The sequence below is a fragment of the Marinobacter sp. genome (genome assembly GCF_041687235.1).
Classification (GTDB): domain Bacteria; phylum Pseudomonadota; class Gammaproteobacteria; order Pseudomonadales; family Oleiphilaceae; genus Marinobacter.
Genome location: NZ_JAWLCH010000008.1, coordinates 1 through 22,246, shown reverse-complemented (window position 1 = coordinate 22,246; position 22,246 = coordinate 1). Strand labels below are relative to the sequence as shown.

The 22,246-nt window shown below is 59.9% G+C and carries 22 protein-coding genes; 11 read left to right on the top strand and 11 right to left on the bottom strand.

Going from position 1 to position 22,246, the window contains the following annotated elements; all coding sequences use genetic code 11:
* Positions 1 to 26: 26 nt before the first annotated feature.
* The 3 genes from ACESMK_RS12445 (at position 27) to ACESMK_RS12435 (ending at position 3,538) form a co-directional block, all read left to right on the top strand.
* On the top strand, positions 27 to 953 hold the full coding sequence (locus tag ACESMK_RS12445) for an esterase/lipase family protein (RefSeq protein WP_372999024.1): 927 nt from the start codon (positions 27 to 29) through the stop codon (positions 951 to 953).
* Positions 954 to 960: 7 nt separating this feature from the next.
* A complete protein-coding gene (locus ACESMK_RS12440) occupies positions 961 to 2,064 on the top strand; it encodes a lipase secretion chaperone (protein WP_372999022.1) in 1,104 nt (367 codons plus the stop codon).
* A gap of 79 nt (positions 2,065 to 2,143) precedes the next feature.
* On the top strand, positions 2,144 to 3,538 hold the full coding sequence (locus ACESMK_RS12435; protein WP_372999019.1) for a sensor histidine kinase: 1,395 nt from the start codon (positions 2,144 to 2,146) through the stop codon (positions 3,536 to 3,538).
* Here ACESMK_RS12435 and ACESMK_RS12430 read toward each other — a convergent pair.
* Positions 3,471 to 4,061 (bottom strand): response regulator transcription factor, encoded by a 591-nt coding sequence (locus ACESMK_RS12430; protein WP_372999425.1) that lies wholly within the window; start codon positions 4,059 to 4,061, stop codon positions 3,471 to 3,473. The two genes, ACESMK_RS12435 and ACESMK_RS12430, sit on opposite strands and share 68 nt — an antisense overlap.
* Before the next feature lie 280 nt (positions 4,062 to 4,341).
* Here ACESMK_RS12430 and ACESMK_RS12425 point away from each other — a divergent pair, with 280 nt between their 5' ends.
* From ACESMK_RS12425 to ACESMK_RS12415, 3 genes are all read left to right on the top strand, one after another.
* Entirely contained in the window at positions 4,342 to 5,658 is a 1,317-nt protein-coding gene (locus ACESMK_RS12425; RefSeq protein ID WP_372999016.1) for a substrate-binding domain-containing protein, read from the top strand.
* A gap of 114 nt (positions 5,659 to 5,772) precedes the next feature.
* Positions 5,773 to 7,068, top strand: coding sequence for a pyridoxal phosphate-dependent aminotransferase (locus ACESMK_RS12420; protein WP_372999013.1), 1,296 nt, complete (start codon positions 5,773 to 5,775; stop codon positions 7,066 to 7,068).
* Positions 7,069 to 7,124: 56 nt separating this feature from the next.
* Positions 7,125 to 7,949, top strand: a complete 825-nt coding sequence (locus ACESMK_RS12415) for an inositol monophosphatase family protein (RefSeq protein WP_372999011.1) — start codon at positions 7,125 to 7,127, stop codon at positions 7,947 to 7,949.
* Positions 7,950 to 8,164: 215 nt separating this feature from the next.
* Here the strand turns inward: ACESMK_RS12415 and slmA are convergent, their stop codons facing one another.
* The 9 genes from slmA to ACESMK_RS12370 form a co-directional block, all read right to left on the bottom strand.
* Entirely contained in the window at positions 8,165 to 8,752 is a 588-nt protein-coding gene (gene slmA, locus ACESMK_RS12410; RefSeq protein ID WP_372999008.1) for a nucleoid occlusion factor SlmA, read from the bottom strand.
* A 119-nt stretch (positions 8,753 to 8,871) separates the two neighbouring features.
* Positions 8,872 to 9,681: a thiazole synthase gene (locus tag ACESMK_RS12405; RefSeq protein ID WP_372999005.1), complete on the bottom strand. Its 810-nt coding sequence runs from the start codon at positions 9,679 to 9,681 to the stop codon at positions 8,872 to 8,874.
* A gap of 73 nt (positions 9,682 to 9,754) precedes the next feature.
* Positions 9,755 to 9,955, bottom strand: coding sequence for a sulfur carrier protein ThiS (thiS, locus tag ACESMK_RS12400; protein WP_372999002.1), 201 nt, complete (start codon positions 9,953 to 9,955; stop codon positions 9,755 to 9,757).
* Between the two features lie 25 nt (positions 9,956 to 9,980).
* A complete protein-coding gene (locus ACESMK_RS12395) occupies positions 9,981 to 10,307 on the bottom strand; it encodes a DUF423 domain-containing protein (RefSeq protein WP_372999422.1) in 327 nt (108 codons plus the stop codon).
* A 76-nt stretch (positions 10,308 to 10,383) separates the two neighbouring features.
* The gene (locus ACESMK_RS12390) at positions 10,384 to 11,184 is read right to left on the bottom strand and encodes a symmetrical bis(5'-nucleosyl)-tetraphosphatase (RefSeq protein ID WP_372998999.1); all 801 of its coding nucleotides are present in this window, start codon (positions 11,182 to 11,184) and stop codon (positions 10,384 to 10,386) included.
* Complete coding sequence (rsmA, locus tag ACESMK_RS12385; protein WP_372998995.1) at positions 11,177 to 12,007, bottom strand: 16S rRNA (adenine(1518)-N(6)/adenine(1519)-N(6))-dimethyltransferase RsmA; 831 nt, start codon at positions 12,005 to 12,007, stop codon at positions 11,177 to 11,179. The genes ACESMK_RS12390 and rsmA overlap by 8 nt, the downstream gene beginning before the upstream one ends.
* Complete coding sequence (pdxA, locus tag ACESMK_RS12380) at positions 12,004 to 13,014, bottom strand: 4-hydroxythreonine-4-phosphate dehydrogenase PdxA (protein ID WP_372998992.1); 1,011 nt, start codon at positions 13,012 to 13,014, stop codon at positions 12,004 to 12,006. The genes rsmA and pdxA overlap by 4 nt, the downstream gene beginning before the upstream one ends.
* Positions 13,014 to 14,354, bottom strand: a complete 1,341-nt coding sequence (locus tag ACESMK_RS12375; RefSeq protein ID WP_372998988.1) for a peptidylprolyl isomerase — start codon at positions 14,352 to 14,354, stop codon at positions 13,014 to 13,016. Before ACESMK_RS12375 ends, pdxA begins: the two co-directional genes overlap by 1 nt.
* A gap of 63 nt (positions 14,355 to 14,417) precedes the next feature.
* Positions 14,418 to 16,706 carry an LPS-assembly protein LptD gene (locus ACESMK_RS12370; protein WP_372998985.1) on the bottom strand — a complete coding sequence of 763 codons (2,289 nt, stop codon included), beginning with the start codon at positions 16,704 to 16,706 and terminating at the stop codon, positions 14,418 to 14,420.
* Positions 16,707 to 16,983: 277 nt separating this feature from the next.
* Here ACESMK_RS12370 and ACESMK_RS12365 point away from each other — a divergent pair, with 277 nt between their 5' ends.
* From ACESMK_RS12365 to ACESMK_RS12355, 3 genes are read left to right on the top strand one after another with little or no spacing between them, the layout of a single operon-like run.
* Entirely contained in the window at positions 16,984 to 18,042 is a 1,059-nt protein-coding gene (locus ACESMK_RS12365; protein ID WP_372998982.1) for an aminoglycoside phosphotransferase family protein, read from the top strand.
* A complete protein-coding gene (murU, locus tag ACESMK_RS12360; protein WP_372998979.1) occupies positions 18,039 to 18,737 on the top strand; it encodes an N-acetylmuramate alpha-1-phosphate uridylyltransferase MurU in 699 nt (232 codons plus the stop codon). The genes ACESMK_RS12365 and murU overlap by 4 nt, the downstream gene beginning before the upstream one ends.
* Entirely contained in the window at positions 18,724 to 19,485 is a 762-nt protein-coding gene (locus ACESMK_RS12355) for a DnaJ domain-containing protein (protein WP_372998976.1), read from the top strand. Before murU ends, ACESMK_RS12355 begins: the two co-directional genes overlap by 14 nt.
* Before the next feature lie 5 nt (positions 19,486 to 19,490).
* On the opposite strand, the gene ACESMK_RS12350 is transcribed toward ACESMK_RS12355, so the two are convergent.
* On the bottom strand, positions 19,491 to 20,444 hold the full coding sequence (locus tag ACESMK_RS12350; RefSeq protein ID WP_372998973.1) for a DUF3530 family protein: 954 nt from the start codon (positions 20,442 to 20,444) through the stop codon (positions 19,491 to 19,493).
* Positions 20,445 to 20,561: 117 nt separating this feature from the next.
* On the opposite strand from ACESMK_RS12350, the gene rpe reads away from it, so the two are divergent.
* On the top strand, positions 20,562 to 21,248 hold the full coding sequence (gene rpe, locus ACESMK_RS12345; protein WP_372998970.1) for a ribulose-phosphate 3-epimerase: 687 nt from the start codon (positions 20,562 to 20,564) through the stop codon (positions 21,246 to 21,248).
* On the top strand, positions 21,245 to 21,934 hold the full coding sequence (locus ACESMK_RS12340; RefSeq protein WP_372998967.1) for a phosphoglycolate phosphatase: 690 nt from the start codon (positions 21,245 to 21,247) through the stop codon (positions 21,932 to 21,934). Before rpe ends, ACESMK_RS12340 begins: the two co-directional genes overlap by 4 nt.
* The last annotated feature ends 312 nt before the right edge of the window (positions 21,935 to 22,246 follow it).

Sequence of the window (22,246 nt, the reverse complement as noted above, 5' to 3'; positions counted from 1 at the left end):
GTCAACAAAAACAACAGGAGTCAAACATGCGTATTCGATTTACCACAGCAGTCATGCTGGGGCTGGCCTTGCTGTCTGCCCCATTCCTCAGTCACGCCAGCTATACCCAGACCCGCCACCCGATTGTGCTGGTTCATGGTGTGACGGGGTTCAACACCATTGGCGGCCTTGTAAACTACTTCCACACCATTCCCTGGAACCTCGAACGCAGTGGCGCCCGGGTCTATTCCGCCAGCGTTTCCTTCGTCAACAGCAGTGAGCAGAGGGGCCAGCAACTGGCTAACTATGTCAACAGCCTGGGCCACTCCAAGGTCAACCTGATGGCCCACAGCCAGGGCGCACCCACCTCACGGGTAACCGCCGCACTGATTCCCCACCGGATTGCTTCTGTTACCTCCATCGACGGCGTTAACAAAGGCTCCAAAGTGGCAGACGTCATTCGCGGCATTATTCCTCCGGGTAGTTCTGTGGAAGGCGGAGCAGACGCTATCGCCAATGCCCTCGGCGGGCTGATCAACGCCCTGTCCGGCGCCGACAACCCTCAGGACGGACTGGCCGCGCTGGAGACCCTGACCACACCGGGCACGACCAGCCTGAACAACGCCCTGGGCTGGAAAGGCGTCAACCAGAATGCCTGCGCAGGCACAAATGAGGATGTCTGGATTAACGGAAACCGCATCAAGTTCTTCTCCTGGACCGGGCGCGGTGTCTGGACCAATGTCTTCGACATTACGGATCCGTTCCTGGGCATTACCTCACTGGCCTTCGGCAGCGAACCCAACGACGGCCTGGTGGGCGTCTGCTCGACCATGATGGGTAATGTCATTGGCACCCACTACGACATGAACCATGTGGATGCCATCAACCATCTCCTGGGCGCACGCTCCCTGTGGACCAACCCGGTGACGCTCTACCGCGCCCAGGCCAATCGGCTGAAGAACCGCGGGCTGTGAGGTGACCATGAAACGGACATCCATCGAACCGCGTCGATGGCTGCTTCCCGGAGCCCTGTCGGCCGTTCTGGCCGGCAGTGGTGTCTGGTATGGCCTGATCCAGCAACCACGGACAACCGTCGAAGCGCCGACGCCAGTTACGGAGCACTCCGTCAGGGAAGAGACATCCTCCAGCTCGCCGTCCGAAGCCGGCGTCGCGCTTCACGCCGAGACGGCTGAACCTGAGCCTGCAAACGCCACCACCCCAAAATCACTCGGGTCAGAGCCCTTTGCTGCCTCTCTGTCAGGCACCGACATTGATGGTGCACTGAAAGCCGACACCAACGGGGAGTTGGTTATCAACCTTCAGGTCCGGGACTTCTTCGACTATTTCCTGAGCACCGTGGGTGAGGTATCGCCAGAAACGGCCATTCACCAGATCCACGCGATGGCCCGGACGCATCTGCCGGAACCTGCGTCCGCCCAGGCACTGGCATTGCTGGATCAGTACCTGGCCTACAAGCAGGCGTCATTGAGCGTGATGCAAACCCGCCTCGACCCTTCCCGGGAGGGGGACCCTGCCTACCAACTGTCAGCGCTGGGTGATGCGATGACACAGCTGAAAGAGCTGCGCCAGAACACCTTCAGTTCCGATGTGCACAAGGCCTTCTTCGGGCTCGAAGAATCCTACAGCGAATACACTCTGGCAACACTGGCCATTCAGCAACGCAGCGACCTGAGTGAGCAGGGCAAGCAGGCGTTGCTCCAGTGGCACCGGGACCAGCTACCGGCCGAACTCAGGGAAACCGAACAGCACCTTCACGCCAGCACTGTGCAGCAACAGGCCCGTACAGCTGCCATCAACTCGGCTGCCTCTCCCGACGCCGCGGGACGCCAGCTTGCGGAGCTGGGCGTGGATCAGGACGGTGTCGATAGTGTGGTGGGTTACCTGAAGCAGCGGGAGCATTTTGACCAGCGTTTTCAGGACTTCCAGGACGCCATGGACCGTGAAAGCTCCTCGGGACTGGCTGAGGCCGATCTGGAGAAACAGCGGGAGGCTTTACTGGAGCAGCATTTCCAGGAAGAACAGGACCGGACCTGGGCGCGCCTGAAACTGCTCGACAACAGCTGACCGGAATGTGCTCGGGCTCGCGAAAGCGAAAGCCCGGGCCAGCTACAATCCGGAGACTTGCCCGACTCCGGACACGGTCATGAATTCCGAGCAGATCAGACAGCAGCAGGCAACCGGGTTCCATAGCCTGCGTTTTACACCCGCTCTTGAGGTAGCGTATCAGCGATCCCGGGCGTCTCTGATCCGACAACGGGCCCGGCCGGTTTCGGTCGCAGGGCTGGTTCTGTTCCTGATCTACGCAGCCATGGACGTGCTGACCCTGCCCGCCGACCTTGCCCGTGTCACCGTAACCATCCGGCTGGCCATTATCTGTCCCCTGATTGCCCTTGTCGTCTGGCTGGCACACCGCCCCTTCCCTTCTGACAGGATGTTTGAACGTCTCTACACTCTCGCCTATTTACTGGGTGGGCTCGGCGTGGTGGCCATTATCGGTGCAGCCCGGCAGGTTGCGTTCCCGTTGCCCTACGAGGGCATGATCCTGATGCTGATGTTCGGCTACTTTGCCATGGGGCTGCCATTCTTCAGTGCCTCCATGGTCTCGCTCGCCCTGGTGACCAGCTATCTGTTAACGGAACTTTGGAGCGGAATGTCTGGTGCCGCGATCACGAACAATCTGTTCTTTCTGATGACCGCAAACATCATCGGCATGGTGGGGGCATGGACCAGCGAATACCGCCATCGTGCGCACTTTCTGGACCGTCAGCTGCTGGACCTGATGCACCAGGCCGCCCGGGACGAGAGCCGACGGAAAACCGAACTGATCACCGCCGCCAGCCATGATTTGCGCCAACCACTGAATGTGATCGACATAACCCTGGAAAACCTGTCGACACCCCACAATGGAGTGGCCGGGCACCCGGCAACCGGCCAACTAAAGGACATGGTCCGCCATCTTCGCCGTCTGCTCGGCACCGTGTTCGACAGTGCCAGGTTGAATGAAGGTATGGTGCAGGCGGATATCCGGCCAACGCCACTGGCACCGATTTTCCGGGACCTGAGAGATTTACTGGCCGATTCACTGAGCCATCGGGAAATGGCGTTGCTGATGGACCACCGATCCGCCGGGCTTCAGGTTCTGGCTGATCCTACCCTGCTGTTACGGGCGCTTCAGAACCTGATCTTCAATGCTGTGGAACACAGCGGGGGCAGTCTCATTCGCCTTTCGGCAACAACCATGGATCAACACGTGCGCTTGCAGGTCTCGGATAACGGATCGGGCCTGTCAGCAGAACTGGGGGGCGCCCTGTTTTCGCCCTACGTCAGAGGTAAGGGGCAAACCGATTACCCAGGACTGGGACTGGGCCTGACGATCGTTCGCGACTTCGTTGCCTTGATGAACGGGACGTGCGGTGTAAAGACAAAACCCGGCCAGGGCTCGGCGTTCTGGATACAGCTGCCTGCAGTGGCTACAGCCACCCCCGGGCCCGGGCATAATTCACACACTCGGTCCGGTTGTGAACGCCCAACTGGGTGAAAATCGCCTTCAGATGGGTTTTCACGGTGTGCTCGGTCAGGTTCAGGCTCTGGCAGATGCGCTTGTTGGGAAAGCCCTGAGCCAGGAGAAGAAGGACATCCATCTGCCTGGGCGTTAATGGCAGTTCCGGCCCCATGGGCTCAAGCCCTCCCGGAAAATAGCCGTTGCCACGGGTCACGGCCCGGACCATGCTCACCAACGCCGACCGCCCGGCGGACTTCGCCAGAAACCCGCTGGCGCCCGCGGCCCGGGCCGCCCGCACGGTAGCCTCGTCTTCGCTGCTGGAAATAATCACGACCGGGGGTGATTCCCGGTAACTGGCCAGTCTTGGCAACAATGCCAGCCCTGTCTCCCCTTGCAGGGCGATGTCCAACAGGACCAGCTCAAAGCCCTCCTGCCGGGCCAACAGGCCAGCGGCGACCTCCACTGTTCTGGCGGTAATAACCGATTCCGCCAGCCCCTCCTGCTGGATAAGGCCTGCCAGTCCCTGGGCAAAGAGGACATGGTCATCGACCAGCAACACCTTGGCCAAGGGAATTGCTCCTGCGGAACGCGCAACGGCATGCCTCGATTCTGATGTGATGGCATCCATGGATATGCCTCTCCCCGCTGTGTTTATTTTTGTTACCGCGGACGCATCACTATAGGCCAGCCAAGGCTTTCACACCGCGCCCTGCTTAACACTTTTTACACGAGTTCCTTCCGGGGTCATCGCCGGGCCCCCGGTTTGAAACATAAATGTCACATTACTGAAGCATCCTTCACGGATCTCAACCACCTGTCTTATAAAGGTTTTCCTTATAATGCCGAGATTCACACGGACGAATATCACATTGTCGCGACTACTGCTGCCGGCCATTCTGGCGTTCCAGGCCCAGGCCTATGAGCTCGAAATTCACGGTTCCAATACCGTGGGCGCAACCCTGGCCCCGATGTTGGTGACAGGTTACCTTGAAGGCCACAGTGACGGACGCGTGGTTTCCAGTGGCACCGGCGTGGAAAACGAGCAGGTCTTGCGGTCTCGCGTGAACGAACGCGCAACGGAGGTACTGGTCGCGGCACACGGCTCAAGTACCGGCTTCAGGGCGCTGGCCGCCGGACAGGCCACTATCTGGGCGTCATCCCGTCCGGTGAAACCGGCAGAGGCAGAGCAGTTGCGGGCCCGGGCAGACCTGATGGCGCTGGATAGCGAGCATGTTATCGCCATCGACGGCCTGGCGATTCTGGTGCACCCCACCAATCCGGTCAGCCAGATGAGCATTGAAACCCTGGGGCGGGTATTCTCCGGCCAGGTACGGAACTGGTCAGAACTGGGTGGGCCAGACCTGCCCATCAACCTCTATGCGAGGGACGACCGCTCCGGGACCTGGGATACCTTTAAATCCCTGGTTCTGGGAAAGCAATTCAAACTGGACGGCAAGGCAAAGCGTTACGAATCCAACGACCAGTTGTCCGATGATGTCAGCCGGGATCCTTCAGGCATTGGCTTCTCAGGCCTGGCCTCTGTACGCGACAGTAAACTGCTGGCCATCTCGGAAGGCAATGCACCTGCGCTCCGGCCCAATCAGCTGACGGTGGCCAGCGAAGACTACCCGCTGTCCCGACGGCTGTTCATGTATACAACCGGTAGCGAGATACCGCCACTGGCTGCCGGACTGATCGAGTTTGCACTCGGCCAGGACGGCCAGGCGCTGGTGGCCGAATCCGGTTTCATTTCCCAGAATCCTATCGCCGTAAGGCCGGAGTTTGACGACTCGACCCCTGAAAGTTTCCGCCGCCTGACCGGCAACTATCAGCGCTTGACGGTCAATTTCCGGTTTTCCGAGGGCCGGACGAAGCTCGACAACAAGGCCAGGAGGGACCTGCAGCGGGTTCAGCAGTACCTGCTTCAGCAGGGCCGATCCGCCGACGACCTGTTACTGATCGGATTTGCCGACACCCAGAGCCACGAATTGCGGGCCCAGATGATCTCCGAGCTCCGGGCCCTGTCGGTTCGCAAGGCGCTTCAGGAAGTGGATGTTCCGAACGTTGCCTACACCGGTTATGGCCAGTATATGCCCGTCGGCGGAAGCGGCAGCCCGCGCAATGGTCGCGTGGAAGTCTGGATAAAATCCCGCTAGATCGAGACCAAAGTCTGATCCGCAACTGCGGCAATCACCTATCCGCTGCAGCATCACAGATATGTTTGGGTTTTCTATACTGTCGGGGTCATTTCCAACCAACAGACAGGGACAATGGACATCCAAAACGACCACCGTTACGCGATCAACCTGAACGTTCGGGGCATTCAACCCTCGGCCACCCTTCGCATCAACGAATTGAGCAACCAGCTCAAATCCGAGGGCAAGGACATTATCAAGCTCGGTCTGGGGCAATCCCCATTCCCGGTTCCTGACCGCGTGGTGGAGGCGCTCAAGGAGCACGCCCACGAAAAGGACTATCTGCCAGTGAAAGGCCTCAAGGGCCTGCGCGAGGCCATTGCCGGCTACATCAACCGCAGCGAGCGCATGCGGTGCACCTGGGAGGACGTTCTGATCGGCCCGGGCTCCAAGGAATTGTTGTTCATGCTGCAGCTGGCCTACTACGGGGATCTGCTGATTCCGCGCCCAAGCTGGGTTTCCTACGCCCCACAAGCAAGAATTATCGGCCGCTCCGTGCACTGGCTGCCAACACACGCCGAGAACAACTGGCAGCTTACCGCCGAGGAGCTGGATATCATCTGCCGCGATGACCCGTCGCGGCCCAGGATCCTGATCCTGAACTATCCGTCCAACCCCACCGGCTGCACCTACACCGACGACCAGCTGCTGGCGATTGCCAACGTAGCACGCAAATACCGCCTGATTCTGCTGTCGGACGAGATCTACGGTGAGGTGCATTTCGAGGGCAAGCACAAATCCATCGCCCGCTATTACCCGGAAGGCACCATCATCAGCACCGGCCTGAGCAAGTGGGCCGGAGCCGGGGGCTGGCGCCTGGGTACGTTCATCTTCCCCCGGGAACTGCGGCCTCTGCAGGACGCCATGGCGATCATCGCCAGTGAAACCTACACCGCCACAAGCGCTCCGATCCAGCACGCGGCCATCGCTGCATTCAACGGCGGTGACGACATAGAGGAATACCTCAAACAGTCCCGCCGGGTGCTGAAAGTGGTGGGTGAGTACATGCATCGCCGATTGAGTGAAATGGGCGCCGTGGTTCAGAAGCCGGAAGGGGCGTTCTACCTGTTCCCGGACTTCTCCGGGTTCCGGGAGCAACTGGCCAGGAAGGACATCAAGACCAGCCAGGCTTTCTGCCAGGCCCTGCTGGAAAACACCGGCGTGGCTATCCTGCCCGCCAGCGACTTCGGCTTCGTTCCGGATCACCTGGCCGCCCGTCTGGCCTTTGTCGACTTCGATGGCGCCGAATCCCTGCAACTTGCTGGTGGCGAATACGCCGATCAGGATTTGGGCGATGAGTTTGTCAAGCAGGCGTGCCCACGCCTGGTCAAGGCCATGGACAAGATGGACCAGTGGCTCAACAGCCTCTGATTCTGCCGTGTTAGACTGGCGCCCTCACTCTCTTACGGGATATCAACGGGGGCGCCATGTCTGATTCTGTTTCTCTGCTCGAGATTACCGACTTTGCCGAAAACCTGGCCCGCGAGGCTGGCGAACTGATCCGCCGCGAGCGGGACGGCAATGCCCTGCGCACCGACTACAAACACCAGACCGAACTGGTGACTCACGCCGATGTGATGGCCGACGAATTCATTACCGGCGCCATCCGAAAACGTTTCCCCGGCCACCGAATCCTCTCCGAAGAGACCATGCCGGACCTCAGCCAGGCCGAGGAGCTGGACACCCCCCTCTGGATCGTGGACCCCATCGACGGCACCGTAAACTACGCCTACGGCCATCCGCAGGTGGCGGTGTCGATTGCCTACGCTGAAAACGGTCGTGTTCAGGCGGGGGTGGTCCATGCGCCCTTTCCCAGCGAAACTTTCCGGGCAACCCGCTCAGAAGGCGCGACCCTGAATGGCCGTCCCATCCGACACAGTGGCGCTACGGTTCCGAGGGACTCTCTGTTCGCAACTGGCTTCCCCTACACCAAAGACAACCTCGAGCCGTTGGTAAAACGTCTGGACGCCATGATTCACCAGTGCCGCGACCTGCGCCGCATCGGGTCAGCGGCTCTGGATATCTGCTGGGTGGCCTGCGGCCGACTGGATATCTACTACGAGAACGTCAGCCCCTGGGACTTCGCCGCTGCCCGCCTGATCGCACTGGAGGCTGGCGCCACAGCGGGGCATTTCAGCGAAGTACCTGAGGGCTACCCTGCCGACCTCTGGGGTCGCGATATTCTGATCTCGGCGCCGGCTGTCTGGGAGCCTGTTCGGTCTATTCTCCGGTCTGCCTCTGGGTATGACTGATTGCTTTACTGCTTGCCTTCAGAATGTTGTCCCCAGCCTGTTAGGTTTGGGGCAGGCAGAGGATGAGAACCGTCTTCCCGGAATGTCGCCGGCCATGGATGGCCGGCGCCAAGCGCACATGGATGTGCTCGTAGCGGTTCCGTAACAGCCCCGCCTAACAGCGCCAGACTCCCCGGCTTTTCAGGCTACAGAGTTTAAAGAGGCCAACTCCTCACTCAGCCCCAAACACCCTCAGCAACCAACCCCCAACTCTCGTCGAAGTCAGTAGAAGGCAACCGCGAGAACGACGAGCGGATAAACCGCTGAATACGGCCTTCAACGAACACCAGGACAAAATCTGAGCCCCGGGCGGACGTGGTTCTGGGCCGCAGGCCCTGGCGGATTTCACCTTCCTTGAGGGTCTGGCGTACCTGAGTTTCCAGGCGCTCGAAGAACTGGGAAGCACGCTTGCGCAGGGTATCGTTTTCACCCATCAGGGCGTCGCCCGTCAACACACAGCAAAGGCCAGGGTTACGCTCCGCGAACACCAGTACCAGGTGAACCAGTTGCTGGAGTCGAACCCGCACGTCCTCCTGCTCCTGCAAGATCACCTGACAGCGGGAGAACACGGCCTCCTCAGCGAACTCGATAAGCGCCTCGAACATTTTCCGCTTGCTGGGAAAATGGCGGTACAACGCCGCCTCTGTGACGCCCACGGATTTGGCGAGGCCAGCGGTGGTAATGCGGGCTCCCGGATCCGTCTCAAGGAGCTCCACAAGGGCGTGGAGAATCGCCTCGCGGCGACTGGGTTTCTGATCAGTCATGGCAGGACAGCAGCGCTCTGATTTATCGTTGTCGGGGCCGGTCGTTTATTGCCTACCCTCGGTTATATTCGAACACGGGGTCCGATGAAAGCGTTCATCCGCCCCGTGTTCAGCTTTGTTCAGAAAAAGGTACCATCAATGGGCGAGGATGCACTGGCATAGAGTTTCTTGGGCATCCGACCCGCCAGGTAGGCTTCACGGCCTGCCTCAATCGCCAGACGCATGGCGTTGGCCATTTTGATCGGGTCTTTGGCCTGGGCAATGGCGGTATTCATCAATACGCCGTCGCAGCCCAGCTCCATGGCAATGGTGGCGTCTGACGCCGTGCCGACACCGGCATCCACAAGCACCGGCACATTCGCGTTCTCGACAATCAGGCGGATGTTGTACCGGTTCTGGATACCCAGGCCGGACCCTATTGGCGCCCCGAGCGGCATAATGGCCACACAGCCCATCTCTTCCAGGCGCTTCGCCAGCAGCGGATCATCCGAGCAGTACACCATCACCTTGAAGCCATCCTTGATGAGTTCCTCGGCGGCAACGAGCGTTTCGGTCATGTTCGGGTAAAGGGTTTTCTCCTCACCCAGGACTTCCAGCTTCACCAGATCATGGCCATCAAGGAGCTCCCGGGCCAGCTTGCAGGTGCGCACGGCGTCTTTGGCGGTGTAGCAACCAGCAGTGTTAGGCAAAATGGTATAACGCTCCGGAGAGATCACATCCAGCAGGTTCGGCTCATCCGGATTCTGTCCCAGATTGGTACGGCGCACGGCAACGGTCACGATCTCCGCACCACTGGATTCGATGGCGTGGCCGGTTTCCATCATGTCGCGATATTTGCCGGTACCCACCAGCAGCCTGGACTTGTAAACACGTCCGGCAATGTCGAGGGGCCTGTCTTCTGGAAGCTGGAGTTCGGATATCTCTGTCATAGTGTTCCTGGGTATCGTGAATGCGGAGGATGGAAACCGTCGTGATCCATGGGGTAATGGCGGGCCGGGTAATTCAGCCGCCGCCAATAGCGTGTACGACTTCTACGCGGTCGCCATCGCTCAGGGTAAATTCCGGGTGTCGGCTTCGGGGCACGATGTCCTCGTTAACCTCAACAGCCAGCCGCTTGCCCGCAAGAGCCATCTTTTCAATCAGTGTGGCAATGGTCGCGCCACTGGGCAGCTCCATTGCATCGCCATTCACCTGAACCTGCATCGTGAGTCTTGAACCTCTGTATTCATTACGTGTTCCGGCGCAGGCCGGAGGTTATTAACAGTGCCCAGCCAACCATGAAACACACCCCGCCAAGGGGTGTGACCGGGCCAATCCAGCGGATGTCTGTCAGCACAAGGAGGTAAAGGCTGCCACTGAACAACAGGATGCCAGCCAGGAAAAATCCTGCCGACCAGCCCAGCAGTTTTCGCGGCAGGCCCTGCCCAGCCAGCAATGCCACCAGGACCAACGCTATGGAATGGTACATCTGATATGTGACGGCGGTCTGGAAAACTTCAAGACCACGCTCACTGACCAGGCTTCGCAGGCCGTGTGCGCCAAAGGCGCCCGCCATCACGGCCAGAAGCGCCAGAAAGGCACCCGCAACCAGAGGGAACCCCGGGGTGCGATGCGCGGGTAGTTGTACGGTCTCAGCAGTCACAGTGGATCTTTTCTCCCGAATCCAGATTCATCATGGTCAGGGCACCACCCCAGACACACCCGGTATCCAGGCCGATAAACCGGTCGCTGCCGGTTTTTCCTTCCAGGGCTGCCCAGTGGCCAAACACCACGCGGACATCGTCGTTGCGGGGGAAATGAAACCAGGGCTCGAAGCCTTCCGGGGCGCTGTCAACGGTTTCCTTGGCCGCCAGCTCCAGGGTGCCATCCTCGGCAATAAACCGCATGCGGGTGAAATAGTTGGTAATGACCCGCCAGCGGTCCATCCCCTGCAGAGTTTCGTCCCAGCACTCCGGCTGGTTGCCATACATATGGGTGAAGTATTCCGCCGCTGAATCACCGCGGATCACCGTTTCCACTTCCTGTGCGCATGCCATGGCCTGGCTGACCGTCCAGATATGGGGCAACCCGGCATGGGTCATCACCAGATTACGGACCGGATCGTGAACGCACAGATTCTGTTGCCGGAGCCAGGCCACCAACCGATCGTGATCCGGTGCTTCCAGAATATCGGAAAGGGTGTCTTTGCGACGCGTCTGGTGGCCTCCCAGGGCCACTGCCAGCAGATGCAGGTCGTGATTGCCGAGCACCACCACGGCTGACTCGCCCAGGCTCTCGATATACCTCAGAGTTGCCAATGACGACGGGCCACGGTTGATCAGGTCGCCGGCTACCCACAAACGGTCACGGGAGGGGGAGAAAGCCACTTTGTCCAGCACCTCTCTCAGGCGCTCGTAACAGCCCTGAATATCGCCAATGGCGTAGTCAGTCATCACTTACCTCGTTTGCCGGGTTCGCCCCACCTTTCTCTTCCACCAACCAGTCGGCAATGGCCACGTAATCCGCCAGGTCCAGATTTTCCGGGCGCAGGCCATCATTGATCCCCAGGTTCTGGAGCTGCTCCGCCGACACCATACCGCCGAGCGCCTTGCGCAGGGTTTTCCGACGTGCGTTGAATGCCGTGCGTACCACAGACTGAAGCGTGGCCAGGTCCCTTGCCGGGTGTGGCAAGGTCTTGTGCGGTACCAGCCGGACAATGGCCGAATCCACTTTCGGCGCCGGGCGGAAAGCGCCGGGACCCACCTCGAACAGCGGCTGCACCCTGCAGAAATACTGGGTCATGATACCAAGGCGCCCGTAATTGTTGTCACCCGGTACCGCAGCCATCCGCTGCACAACCTCTTTTTGCAGCATGAAGTGCATGTCCTGAACAACGCCCGCCTGCGACAGCAGATGAAAGATCAGGGGCGTGGATATGTTGTACGGCAGGTTACCGATAATCCTCAGGGGCCGATCAACCATCAACTGGCTGAAATCGAACTTGAGCGCGTCCGCCTCGTGAATCCGGAACTCGGGATAATTGAAGAATTTGGTACGCAGAACCGGAATCAGATCCCGGTCCAGCTCCACAACCTGGAGCCTCGGATTCACGGCCAGTATCTCTTCAGTCAGCGCGCCCAGGCCGGGACCGATTTCCACGATGGCATCATCGGGTTTGGGATTGATCGCGCGAATGATCTGTTCAATGACCCCTGGATCATGCAGGAAATTCTGGCCAAACCGCTTTCTGGCCTGGTGGCCGGCTTTGTTACTCACGAACAGGTCTCTTCAATTGCGGATTTACGACAGCGAGCCATTTGCTCGCCCACCTTCAGGGCCGTATGCAGGCTGCCGGAATCGGCCCGGCCGGTGCCGGCCAGATCCAGGGCCGTGCCATGGTCCACTGACGTCCGGACAATGGGCAGGCCCAGCGTGATGTTGACGGCTCGCCCAAAGCCCTGGAACTTCAGTACCGGCAACCCCTGATCATGGTACATCGCCAGAACTGCATCGGCCTGGTCAAGCCAGTGCGGCGTGAACAGGGTATCGGCCGGCAGGGGACCAGTCAGTGACATTCCCTCTGCCCGGAGCTTTTCCAGGGTCGGCTCAATGGTGTCGATTTCCTCCCGCCCCAGGTGTCCGCCTTCACCGGCATGGGGATTCAGGCCCGCCACCAGAATTCTGGGCCGGGCAATGCCGAAGAACTTTTTCAGATCGGCATCAAGAATCCGGGCCACCTGGGTCAGACGCGTCGAAGTAATGGCGTCAGCAACGTCTCTGAGCGGTAAGTGGGTGGTTACCAGCGCGACTCGCAATTCTTCGGTCGCAAGCATCATGACCACCCGTTCAACCCCGCAAAGTTCCTGAAGGAATTCGGTATGGCCACTGAACGCGATGCCGGCGTCATTGATAACCCCTTTGTGGACAGGGGCCGTCACCATGCCGTCAAAATCACCGCTCAGGCAGCCGTTGGCGGCCACTTCCAGCGTTCTGAGAACATAGGCACTGCTGCCGGTCTCCAGCCTGCCCGGCTCATGGCTGGCACAGCCATCCACATGCAACACGGACAACTGGCCCGCTTCCATCTGTGGCGCCTCGCCTGGCTGCCACGGATGCAGCACAACGGGCAGATCCAATTGCTGTGCCCGGGCTTCCAGCAACGGTCGGCTGGCCACCACCACAACGCCCGCCGTCCGGGCCTCAAGCGCCAGCTGCAGGCACAGCTCGGGACCAATGCCAGCGGGCTCGCCCGCCGTCAGCGCCAGCACCAGGGGGTTACTCATCAGGAAACCGGCTCATCGTCTGCGGGTGCATCGTTCGCATACTCGCCCTTGAACTCGATAAAGGCTTCATCACGAATTTCCCGAAGCCAGTTCTGTAACTCGGTCTCGAACTTGCGACGGTAGATTGCCTGCCGGGCCTCGGATTCCCGCACCTCGCCACTGATATCCTTCTGGCGGCGTTCCTCAACCTGGAGGATGTGCCAGCCAAACTGGGAGCGGAACGGCCCACGGAGCTCGCCGATGTCAGCATCCTGCATGGCCTGTTCAAATGCAGGCACCATCTGGCCGGGGCTGACCCAGCCCAGATTCCCACCGTCAGAACCGGACACCGGGTCGTCCGAGTGCTCCCTGGCCAGGGCATCGAAACTGGCCCCGTCCTGCAGCTGCTGGTAAAGGTCGCGAATCACGGTTTCAGCCTGGCTGTCAGTGGTTGCTTCAGACGGACGCACCAGAATATGGCGGACCCGATGCTGCTCGATCACCTGTTGCTCTTCGCCACCGCGCTTGTCCATGACCATCACCAGGTGAAAGCCACTGTTATTTTCCAGCACTTCTGACGGCTCGCCTACCGGAAGTTCCGGCACGACCGGGGCGACCAGCGAGGGCAACTGCCCCTCCGCCCGCCAGCCCATATCGCCGCCGTCAAGGGCGTTACTGGCATCAGACTCGGCGACAGCCACTTCACGGAAGTCGCGGCCATCGGCAATCTCATTACGCAGACGCTCGGCTTTTTCCCTGGCCGCATCCACTTCTGCTTCGTCGGACGGATCGTCAACGCTGACGAGAATATACGCCAGCCGGTATTCGGCGTTGTTACCGCCCCTGGATTCCAGGCTTTCCAGATAGTTCTCAACCTCACGATCCGTTACCCGGACCCGATTGCCGACCTGGCGCTGCTGCACCCGGCTGGTCAGCATTTCCTTGCGGATCTGCTCCCGCGCCTGGTTGTAGGTCACGCCTTCGGCCGCCAACTGGTCTTCAAACTGTGCCAGGGTCATGCCATTACGCTCGGCAATATTGGCCATGGTTTCGTTCAGCTCGTTATCGCTGATGCGCATACCTGCGCGGTCGGCCATCTGCATCTGGATCGACTCGGTGATCAGTTGATCCAGCACCCGTTCTTCCAGGACCTTTCGTGGAGGCAGACCCGTACCTTGTGCACTGAGGCGCGTAGTGATTGTGCTGATCCGTGCCTCCAGCTCTGTCTGCAGAATGACGTCCTCATCGACAATAGCTACCACCTGGTCGAGCAGCTTGCGCTCGGCCTGAACAGACAGGGGTGCCAGAACGGCAAGAAGAATCAGTAACGCTTGTACACCACGGCGAAGGGTCGCCTTCATAATCACCTCTGCAAATAGAATTTGAGCTTTTCTGCGTTTTGGGGGCCTTAGTCCCGGAACCAATCAGGGAGTTCCAAAACGACGACGCTCCCTTTCATCAAAACCGTAAATGGCCTCGGAAATACTGGATGAGGCACCGCCGCTACCACCCAGGCCCTTCAGTTGAACCTGGAACAGTATCCGGCCCTCCAACTCCCGATCGTCAGTCAGATAGTTCTGGTGCACCACCTGGACACTCCAGCAGCAGTTATTGTATTCAAGCCCGGCCAGGGATCCGACAGTCCGGTCAAGATCCGAGTCGTAGACCCAGCGGCCAATCAGACTAACACGGTCGGTCACCGGGAAAACCGCGGCAACGTCCGACTGTTCCAGTTCGTCGCGGCTGTAGGTGTGGCCCAGACTTGCCAGGTACCGATAGTCGCTGGAATGGAATGTCAGCTGGCTCCGCCCTTCTTCGGTATCACCGGTGTCCGGGTCCCACAGGCCTGAGGACCGGATCTCCAGGGTATCAAGCGGATTGAGCACCACCTCACCCGCCAGCGGAGAACGGCTCCGGGTACCGGCACCTTCGCCAAACAAAGTGACCTCCCGATCTTCAAAATACTGCACCTGGCCGAGACTGAACCGCGCCCGCTCGGCGCCCGTGAGCAGGTCATTGAACCGGCTGGTCAGGGCTACGGTCAACTGGTTGGCATCACCTACCCGGTCGCCGCCAGTGAAACGGTCCGGGCGGAACAGCTGGTCAAAACGGAAGTTCTGGAGATCCGTGTCGAAGTCAGGGATGTCGTTCTGATCGGCATCCGCATCGGCCCAGGCGTAGTAGAGCCTTGGCTCCAGGGTCTGGTTGTAGGGTACATCAAACAGGCTACTCTGCCGGTCGAAGTACAGCCCGTTATCCCATTCGGCAACCGGCACAGTCCGGTCAAAGGTACCGTCGCCGGGATCGTAATCGTCAAGATCGTAGCGGGTATAGTCAACGCTCACCGAAGGCCGACTGAAGCCCCACAACGCCCGCATCGGCAACGCCAGCTCCGGACGCGCGCGGAAACGCTGGCCGTTGGCCCGGTCCAGACCGGTCAGTGCCTCGTTATCCCGATAAAAAACGGTGTATTGGCTTTCCAGATTTGCTTCTGCAACGCCGGCGCGCGTCTGCCCCGCGTAAATGACTTCCGGTAACTGGGCATAGGGCTTGTCTACGTCGGCGATGCGTTCACTGATGGTCTGATAATCGTTGAGATAGGCGTCGAAGTATTGCCTGTCGCTTCGGTAAGTGACCCCGCCCTTTCTCTGCAGATGGGTGGCCTGATTGATCTCCAGGCTGCGATTCAGATCGCTGAGGTAGTCCTCGTCGCTCACCACGGAAAAATCCCCGTAACCGGACCAGCCTTGTCCAAACGCTGCCCGGGTGGTGGCGTCCAGAGCCCAGCGTTCTCCCGATTCACCGGGATTCTCTTCCCGAAATTCCGAATCCTTGTCGATATATCCCAGCTGCAGCGTGGTTTCTCCGAGCGAGCTGAGATACCGCCCCTCCACTTCGCTGAACAGACCACGGCCATGAATGTACTGGGGCGTCAGCGTGGCATCGTAATGCGGTGCCAGATTGAAATAGTAGGGTACGGCGACAAAACCGCCGCTGCCGGCACTGGAAGAGCCGAACTGGGGGTACAGAAAACCGGATTTGCGGCGGTCATCAATGGGGAAGCTGGCCCAGGGCCAGTAAAATACCGGTACATCCAGAATCTCCAGCCGAACGTGTTTGGCTGTGCCAAAACCCTCGGCCCGATCCAGCTGGATATCCGAAGCAACGATGCCCCAGTCGTTCTGGCTTGGGCCACAGGTGGTCAGGAATCCGTCTTCAATAACCACCTGTTCCTCGCTGACCCGCGACAGGCTGCCAGCGCGGCCCCGCATCTCAGGGCCGTGGAGCAAGAATGTCGCGGTATTGATGTCCAGACGTCCTGAGCCCACATCGTAATTCGCATCCTGCCCGGTCAGGAGGAAGCCCTCACCCCGGCTGACCAGTGGCCCCTGCACCGATACCGTTCCCTCCTGCTGGCTGTAGCGGGCTTCGGAACCGGTTACCCGGAAACTGCCCTGACGAATCCGGACGTCACCCTGAAGAAACAGTTCCCGATCAATTTCATACCGCGCATTGAGGCCGCTGGCCTCCAGCGGCTGTTCGGTATCAGCGCCGCCGGAAAAAGCACTACCAACTCCGTCGTCACCGCCGGAAGGCAAATAGCCACCGTCACAGAACAAAGGCAACGAAGACTGCACTTCGGCTGGCAACTCGGCCCTCGGTCGCCAGTCAATTTCCGCTGCTGAAGGTGCTGTCTGGGCGTGACCAGCCATACCACCCAACCCAAAAAATGCAGCCAGTAACACACTGCCAGACCGGCTCTGCCACCGGCTTTCCGGCGATTGCAGTGGGCGTTCGGGACATGGCACAGTGGCTGGATCCTGTTCCGGGTGAATTGGAGGACGGGCAATAGTAACCGCCGCCTAGTTTACACGTGCCCTCCAGGGTTGTTAACGGAAACTCCGCTGCAAAACCGATTTACCCTCTTTATACTCGTCTGCTAACTTTCGCTCTCAGCGACAACTTATTTTCAGGATCGCAACCCGAGCTATGGATACCCGCCTGCAGTTGCTGACCACATGGGTCAGACAGTTCCCCGGTTTCGAACTCTGCGAAGCCGAGCCGGTTTCCGGCGATGCCAGCTTTCGCCGCTATTTTCGGGTCTGGCAATACGCGAATCAGGCAGCCGCTTCCAGCGGTGCCGTGCCCTTTATCGTTATGGATGCGCCCCCGGAGCATGAAGACTGCGAGCCGTTCGTGGCCATCGCCCGGCACTGGCATCGTCAGGGCATCTCTGTGCCGGAAATCGTGCAGGCCGATCTGACCCAGGGTTTCCTGCTGCTGGAGGATTTTGGCGACCATCTGATGCTTGGCCGGCTGAACGACGATTCCGCAGACCTTCTATACCGCAGAGCTCTTGAGGAACTCACCCTCATTGCGGGCCAGGATTCTCCCGAGGATTACCCGCTACCACCCTACGATGCCACACTGCTTGAACGGGAAATGGCACTGTTTCCGGACTGGCTTCTGGAACAGCACCTGGGCATGAAACTGGAGAACAGCGAAAGGGCCCTGCTGGAAACCACCTTTTCCATATTGCGTGAAAGCGCCATGGCGCAACCGGAAGTGACGGTTCACCGGGACTATCACTCGCGCAACCTGCTGGTCCGCCCGAACACACCGCGCCCCGGTGTCATCGATTTCCAGGACGCCGTCACCGGGCCGGTCACCTACGATGTGGTGTCGCTGCTGAAGGACTGCTATATCAGCTGGCCGGAGGAGCGCATCTGCGACTGGCTGGAAGTATTTCGCCAGAGCAGCCGGGACGCAGGCCTGCACCGGGCTGACCCGGAAACTTTCCGACAGTGGTTTGAGCTGATGGGCATGCAGCGCCACCTCAAAGCCGCTGGAATTTTCGCCCGGCTGTCGATCCGCGACGGCAAACACGGCTATCTCAATGACATTCCCCGCACGGTACAGTACCTGATCGTTGCCAGCGGTCGGCAGCCGGCCCTGCGGCACTTCCACGAATGGCTCCAGGACATTGTCATGCCACGCATTGAGGCAAGCATTGGCCCGGCACCTGACCAGGAGCACAGGCACCCGTGAAAGCCATGATTCTCGCGGCAGGCAAAGGCGAACGTATGCGGCCGCTGACCCTCGCCACACCAAAACCTCTGCTCTGCGCCGGAGGCAAGCCACTGATTGTCTACCATCTGGAGCACCTGCGCCGTGCCGGGTTCCGGGACGTCGTCATTAACCATGCCTGGCTGGGAGACCAAATCGAAGAAACTCTGGGCAATGGCGAGCAGTTCGGGCTTTCGCTGCACTACTCCCGGGAAGGCGAGCCACTGGAGACCGCTGGCGGCATCGTTCGGGCCCTGCCCCTGATAACCGGAAGCGACTCCGACTGGTTTCTGGTAATCAATGGCGACATCTGGAGCGACTTCGATCTGTCCCGACTGGAACCGCCTGCTGACGCTGACGCCCTTCTGGTTGTCACCGACAACCCGCCACACCATCCTCAGGGTGACTTTCATCGGACCGATGAGGGATTTCTGACTGAAACTGGTACAGAAATGCTCACCTTCACCGGTATCAGCCTGCTGCACCGGTGCCTGTTCGAGGGCCTGAACGATCAGGCAGGCAAGCTGGGACCGGTGCTGCGCAAAGCCATGGGTGAAAGGCGGGTGAAGGGCCTCTATCATTCCGGACATTGGGTGGATGTGGGCACCCCGGAACGCCTCAAGGCACTGGACTGGCAACTGGGCAACAGGGAATCGAAACGCGATGGCAAGCAGTGACAAGCAACCTGAATTGCCAGCCCGGATGGAAGCCGAGTTCTCCAGCCTGATGCGGGAACTCTCGGCCTGCGGCCATCAGGCTCCTGCGCTGATCGAGCGCGCCCATCTACCCCGCTGGTGCCGACGCCCCCTGTTCTTTTTCCTGGGCTACATTGCCAAGGCAGAAGGGCGGGTTACCGAGGCCGATATCGGCTTTGCCGAATCCCTGATCAAGGCCATGAAGCTTTCGGGACGCCAGCGCAAGCGGGCCATCGGCTGGTTTCAGCAGGGCAAATCCGCCCGGGATCTTCCCTTTATCCGCGGCCTGACCATGCGTCTTTCCCGCCGCCTGTGGCCCTCGCCGCTCCTTAAAACCGCCATATGCCTGTGCCACGCCAGCCAGCTGAACGGCCGGCCCGGCAAGCCCAGACGCTACCGTTGCGAGGATGCGATTGATCAGATCGGGCTGCCGGTAAGCGTCACCGAAGACATCTTTGAGAGCTACGCCAGCAAAGTCTGGACCCGCCACAGCGAGAACCTGTCCAGGCCAACCAGCTACCAGCAGGCCTGCGAACTGTTGGGTGTCACCCGGCGTGATTCACTGGAGGTGATTAAACGGGCCTACCGGAAAAAGGTATCCGAATGCCATCCGGACAAGCTCGCCCAGCAGCAGGTCAGTGCCAGCGAGCAAAACCTCGCCAAGGAACGATTGCTGCACTACCAGCAGGCGTGGGAACTGATCAAGCGGCACAATGCCAACCGCCAGTGAGGGCGTTACAGGGATTCAAGCCAGGCAGCAACGCGGCTGGCCACGGCATCGCCGAGACCCTCGGACGGCGGGTTGAACCACGGGACCGGTTGTCGCTCAAAGCCCTCCACCCCGGCACGGAGCAACATTTTGCCCACACTCCAGTCCGGTTCTTTGCCCCCAGCCTCTGATGGCTGAAGTTCCAACAACGCTTTGTCGAGCGACTCCAGCCGATCCGACAGCTCCTGGCGATCTGCGGGATAGAATTGTGGAGCTACCCAGACAAGCGCGGACGCATCAGCACCATCGAGCAAGTGGTTGGTTACATGTATGCCGGCACGCCCGATACCCAGCAGAGCCGGCGTTTCATAGCCTCGCTCGACCAATAGCGCCAGCCCGGCTTCCAGCGCCTGACTGATACGGTTTCGGTAGCGCGCCTCAAGATCATCCGCACTCTCCGACGCCATAACATCAATCATCACGGATTCCGTTGGCGCCGGGTCACCCGCATCCGCCTCAGTTGCCGGACGCTCAACCACGGGCCGCATGAGGATCTGTTGAAGAACCGGCGAGGGCGACTCCAGACCAAGAGTCAGTACCGCCCAGCCCCGGGACGCCAGCCCCGCTGCCAACTGCCCGGCCACTCCGGATGCGGCGGTTTCGCCTTCGTCGGAAAGAACCAGCACGGCACCACGGGCCGGTGACCTGGCTTCGGGATAAAGCAGTCCCAGTGCCCGATCGCCTTCCTCAAGCTCCAGCCAGACAGCTGCCTCGGGAAATTGCTGACTCAGGGACCGCTCGCCCGCGCCCGTCCAGACCAGGGACCGATTCAGGGGACCCGAATCTGATGCCGCCTGCTCCGAGGCTCCATCCTCTGGCTCATCCTGTTCCTGGGCGAAGGCTGTCGACACCAGGCCGAACATCAACGCCAGGGCAAAAGCCAACCGCAGGCCGGGCCGGTAAATCTCGAATCTCTGCACAGATACTGATCCTTTGACTGCGAAAAAACGCGACTGAGCTGTTAGACTAGCAGCCACCTTGAATGTGCGGCAGGGACCGCTGACCACGCCATTATCCATTGTTGTGAGAGAGCCGTCATGAACCCTTACCTGATTGCCCCATCCATCCTGTCCGCCGATTTTGCCCGCCTTGGCGAGGAAGTCGACAACGTGCTGGCCGCCGGCGCCGATGTCGTGCACTTCGATGTAATGGACAATCACTATGTGCCCAACCTCACCATTGGCCCCATGGTCTGCGAGGCGCTGCGCAAGCATGGCGTGACCGCCCCGATTGACGTACACCTGATGGTGTCACCGGTCGACGACCTCATCCGTATGTTTATCGACGCCGGAGCCAGTTACATTACCTTCCACCCGGAAGCGACCAACCACATTGACCGTTCACTGCAGCTGATTCGCGACGGCGGCTGCCAGGCCGGCCTGGTATTCAACCCCGCTACGCCGCTGCATTACATGGATCATGTCATGGACAAGCTGGACATGGTGCTGCTGATGTCGGTGAACCCCGGCTTTGGCGGGCAAAAGTTCATTCCCGGCACCCTCGACAAACTCCGGGAAGCCCGCAAGCGCATTGATGCCAGCAACTACAACATCCGGCTGGAAATCGACGGCGGTGTGAAAACCGACAACATCCGGGAAATCGCCGAGGCCGGTGCTGACACCTTCGTGGCGGGGTCTGCCATCTTCAACACCGATGACTACAAAACCACCATCGATGCCATGCGCGAAGAGCTGGAACAGGCCCGCAGGGTAATCAGCCAATGAGCCTGGCGGGTTTGTTCAATCGCCGCTGGCCAGGCGTTGCCCTGTTTGATCTCGACGGCACCCTGGTGGACAGTGCGCCGGATCTTGCGGCCGCGGTTGATCAGATGCTCGAACACCTTGGCCGCTCTCCGGCCGGCATTGACCGGGTGAGAAACTGGGTAGGCAACGGCGCCAGCGTGCTGGTTCGCCGGGCGCTGGCCGGCCAGGTAGATTGGGAACCGGTTCGGCCTAAAGACGATGCCCTGTTCAAGGATGCCCTGGCGATTTTCTATCACGCCTATGGCACTATCAACGGACGCCACTCCGTCGTTTACGATGGCGTGGAAGCCTGCCTGACACATCTGAAGAACCAGGGCTGCCGACTGGGCATCGTCACCAACAAACCGGAACAGTTTGTGTCGCCATTGCTTGAGCAAATGGGACTGGACCACTGGTTTGATCTGACCGTGGGTGGCGACACCCTCCCGGTCAAGAAACCCGATCCCGCGCCCCTGCTTCATGCCATGGAGGCTTTAGGAGGAACCCGGGGAACCACGGTGATGGTGGGCGACTCCGCAGCGGACATCAATGCAGCCCTGGCAGCAGGCATTCCCTGCGTGGCGGTCCGTTACGGATACAATTATGGGCCCGCTGTGGATACCCTGGGTGCCGATGCGGTTGTTGATTCGCTGGCTGAGCTTTTGTAATCTCACAAGGAACTTACATTGAGCATGTCTTTACGGGAGATTCCTGCCGTGCAGGGACTGAATCTGACTGCAGCGCGAGGCATCCTTACAACCCGCGCAACACGATGGTGGCGATGGCGCACCGGCTGAGTAAGCCCGGAGGCTGACTGGCGCCTGCCCGTCGAGCCCACAGCACCAGATGGAAGCATAGGCTTCCGTCCACAATGCAGATCAGATTTCAGGAAACCGCACCATGACACCCGAGCAATTCGCCGAGCTCGCCAACGCCGGCTTTAACCGCATCCCTGTGTATCGCGAGGTTCTGGCCGACCT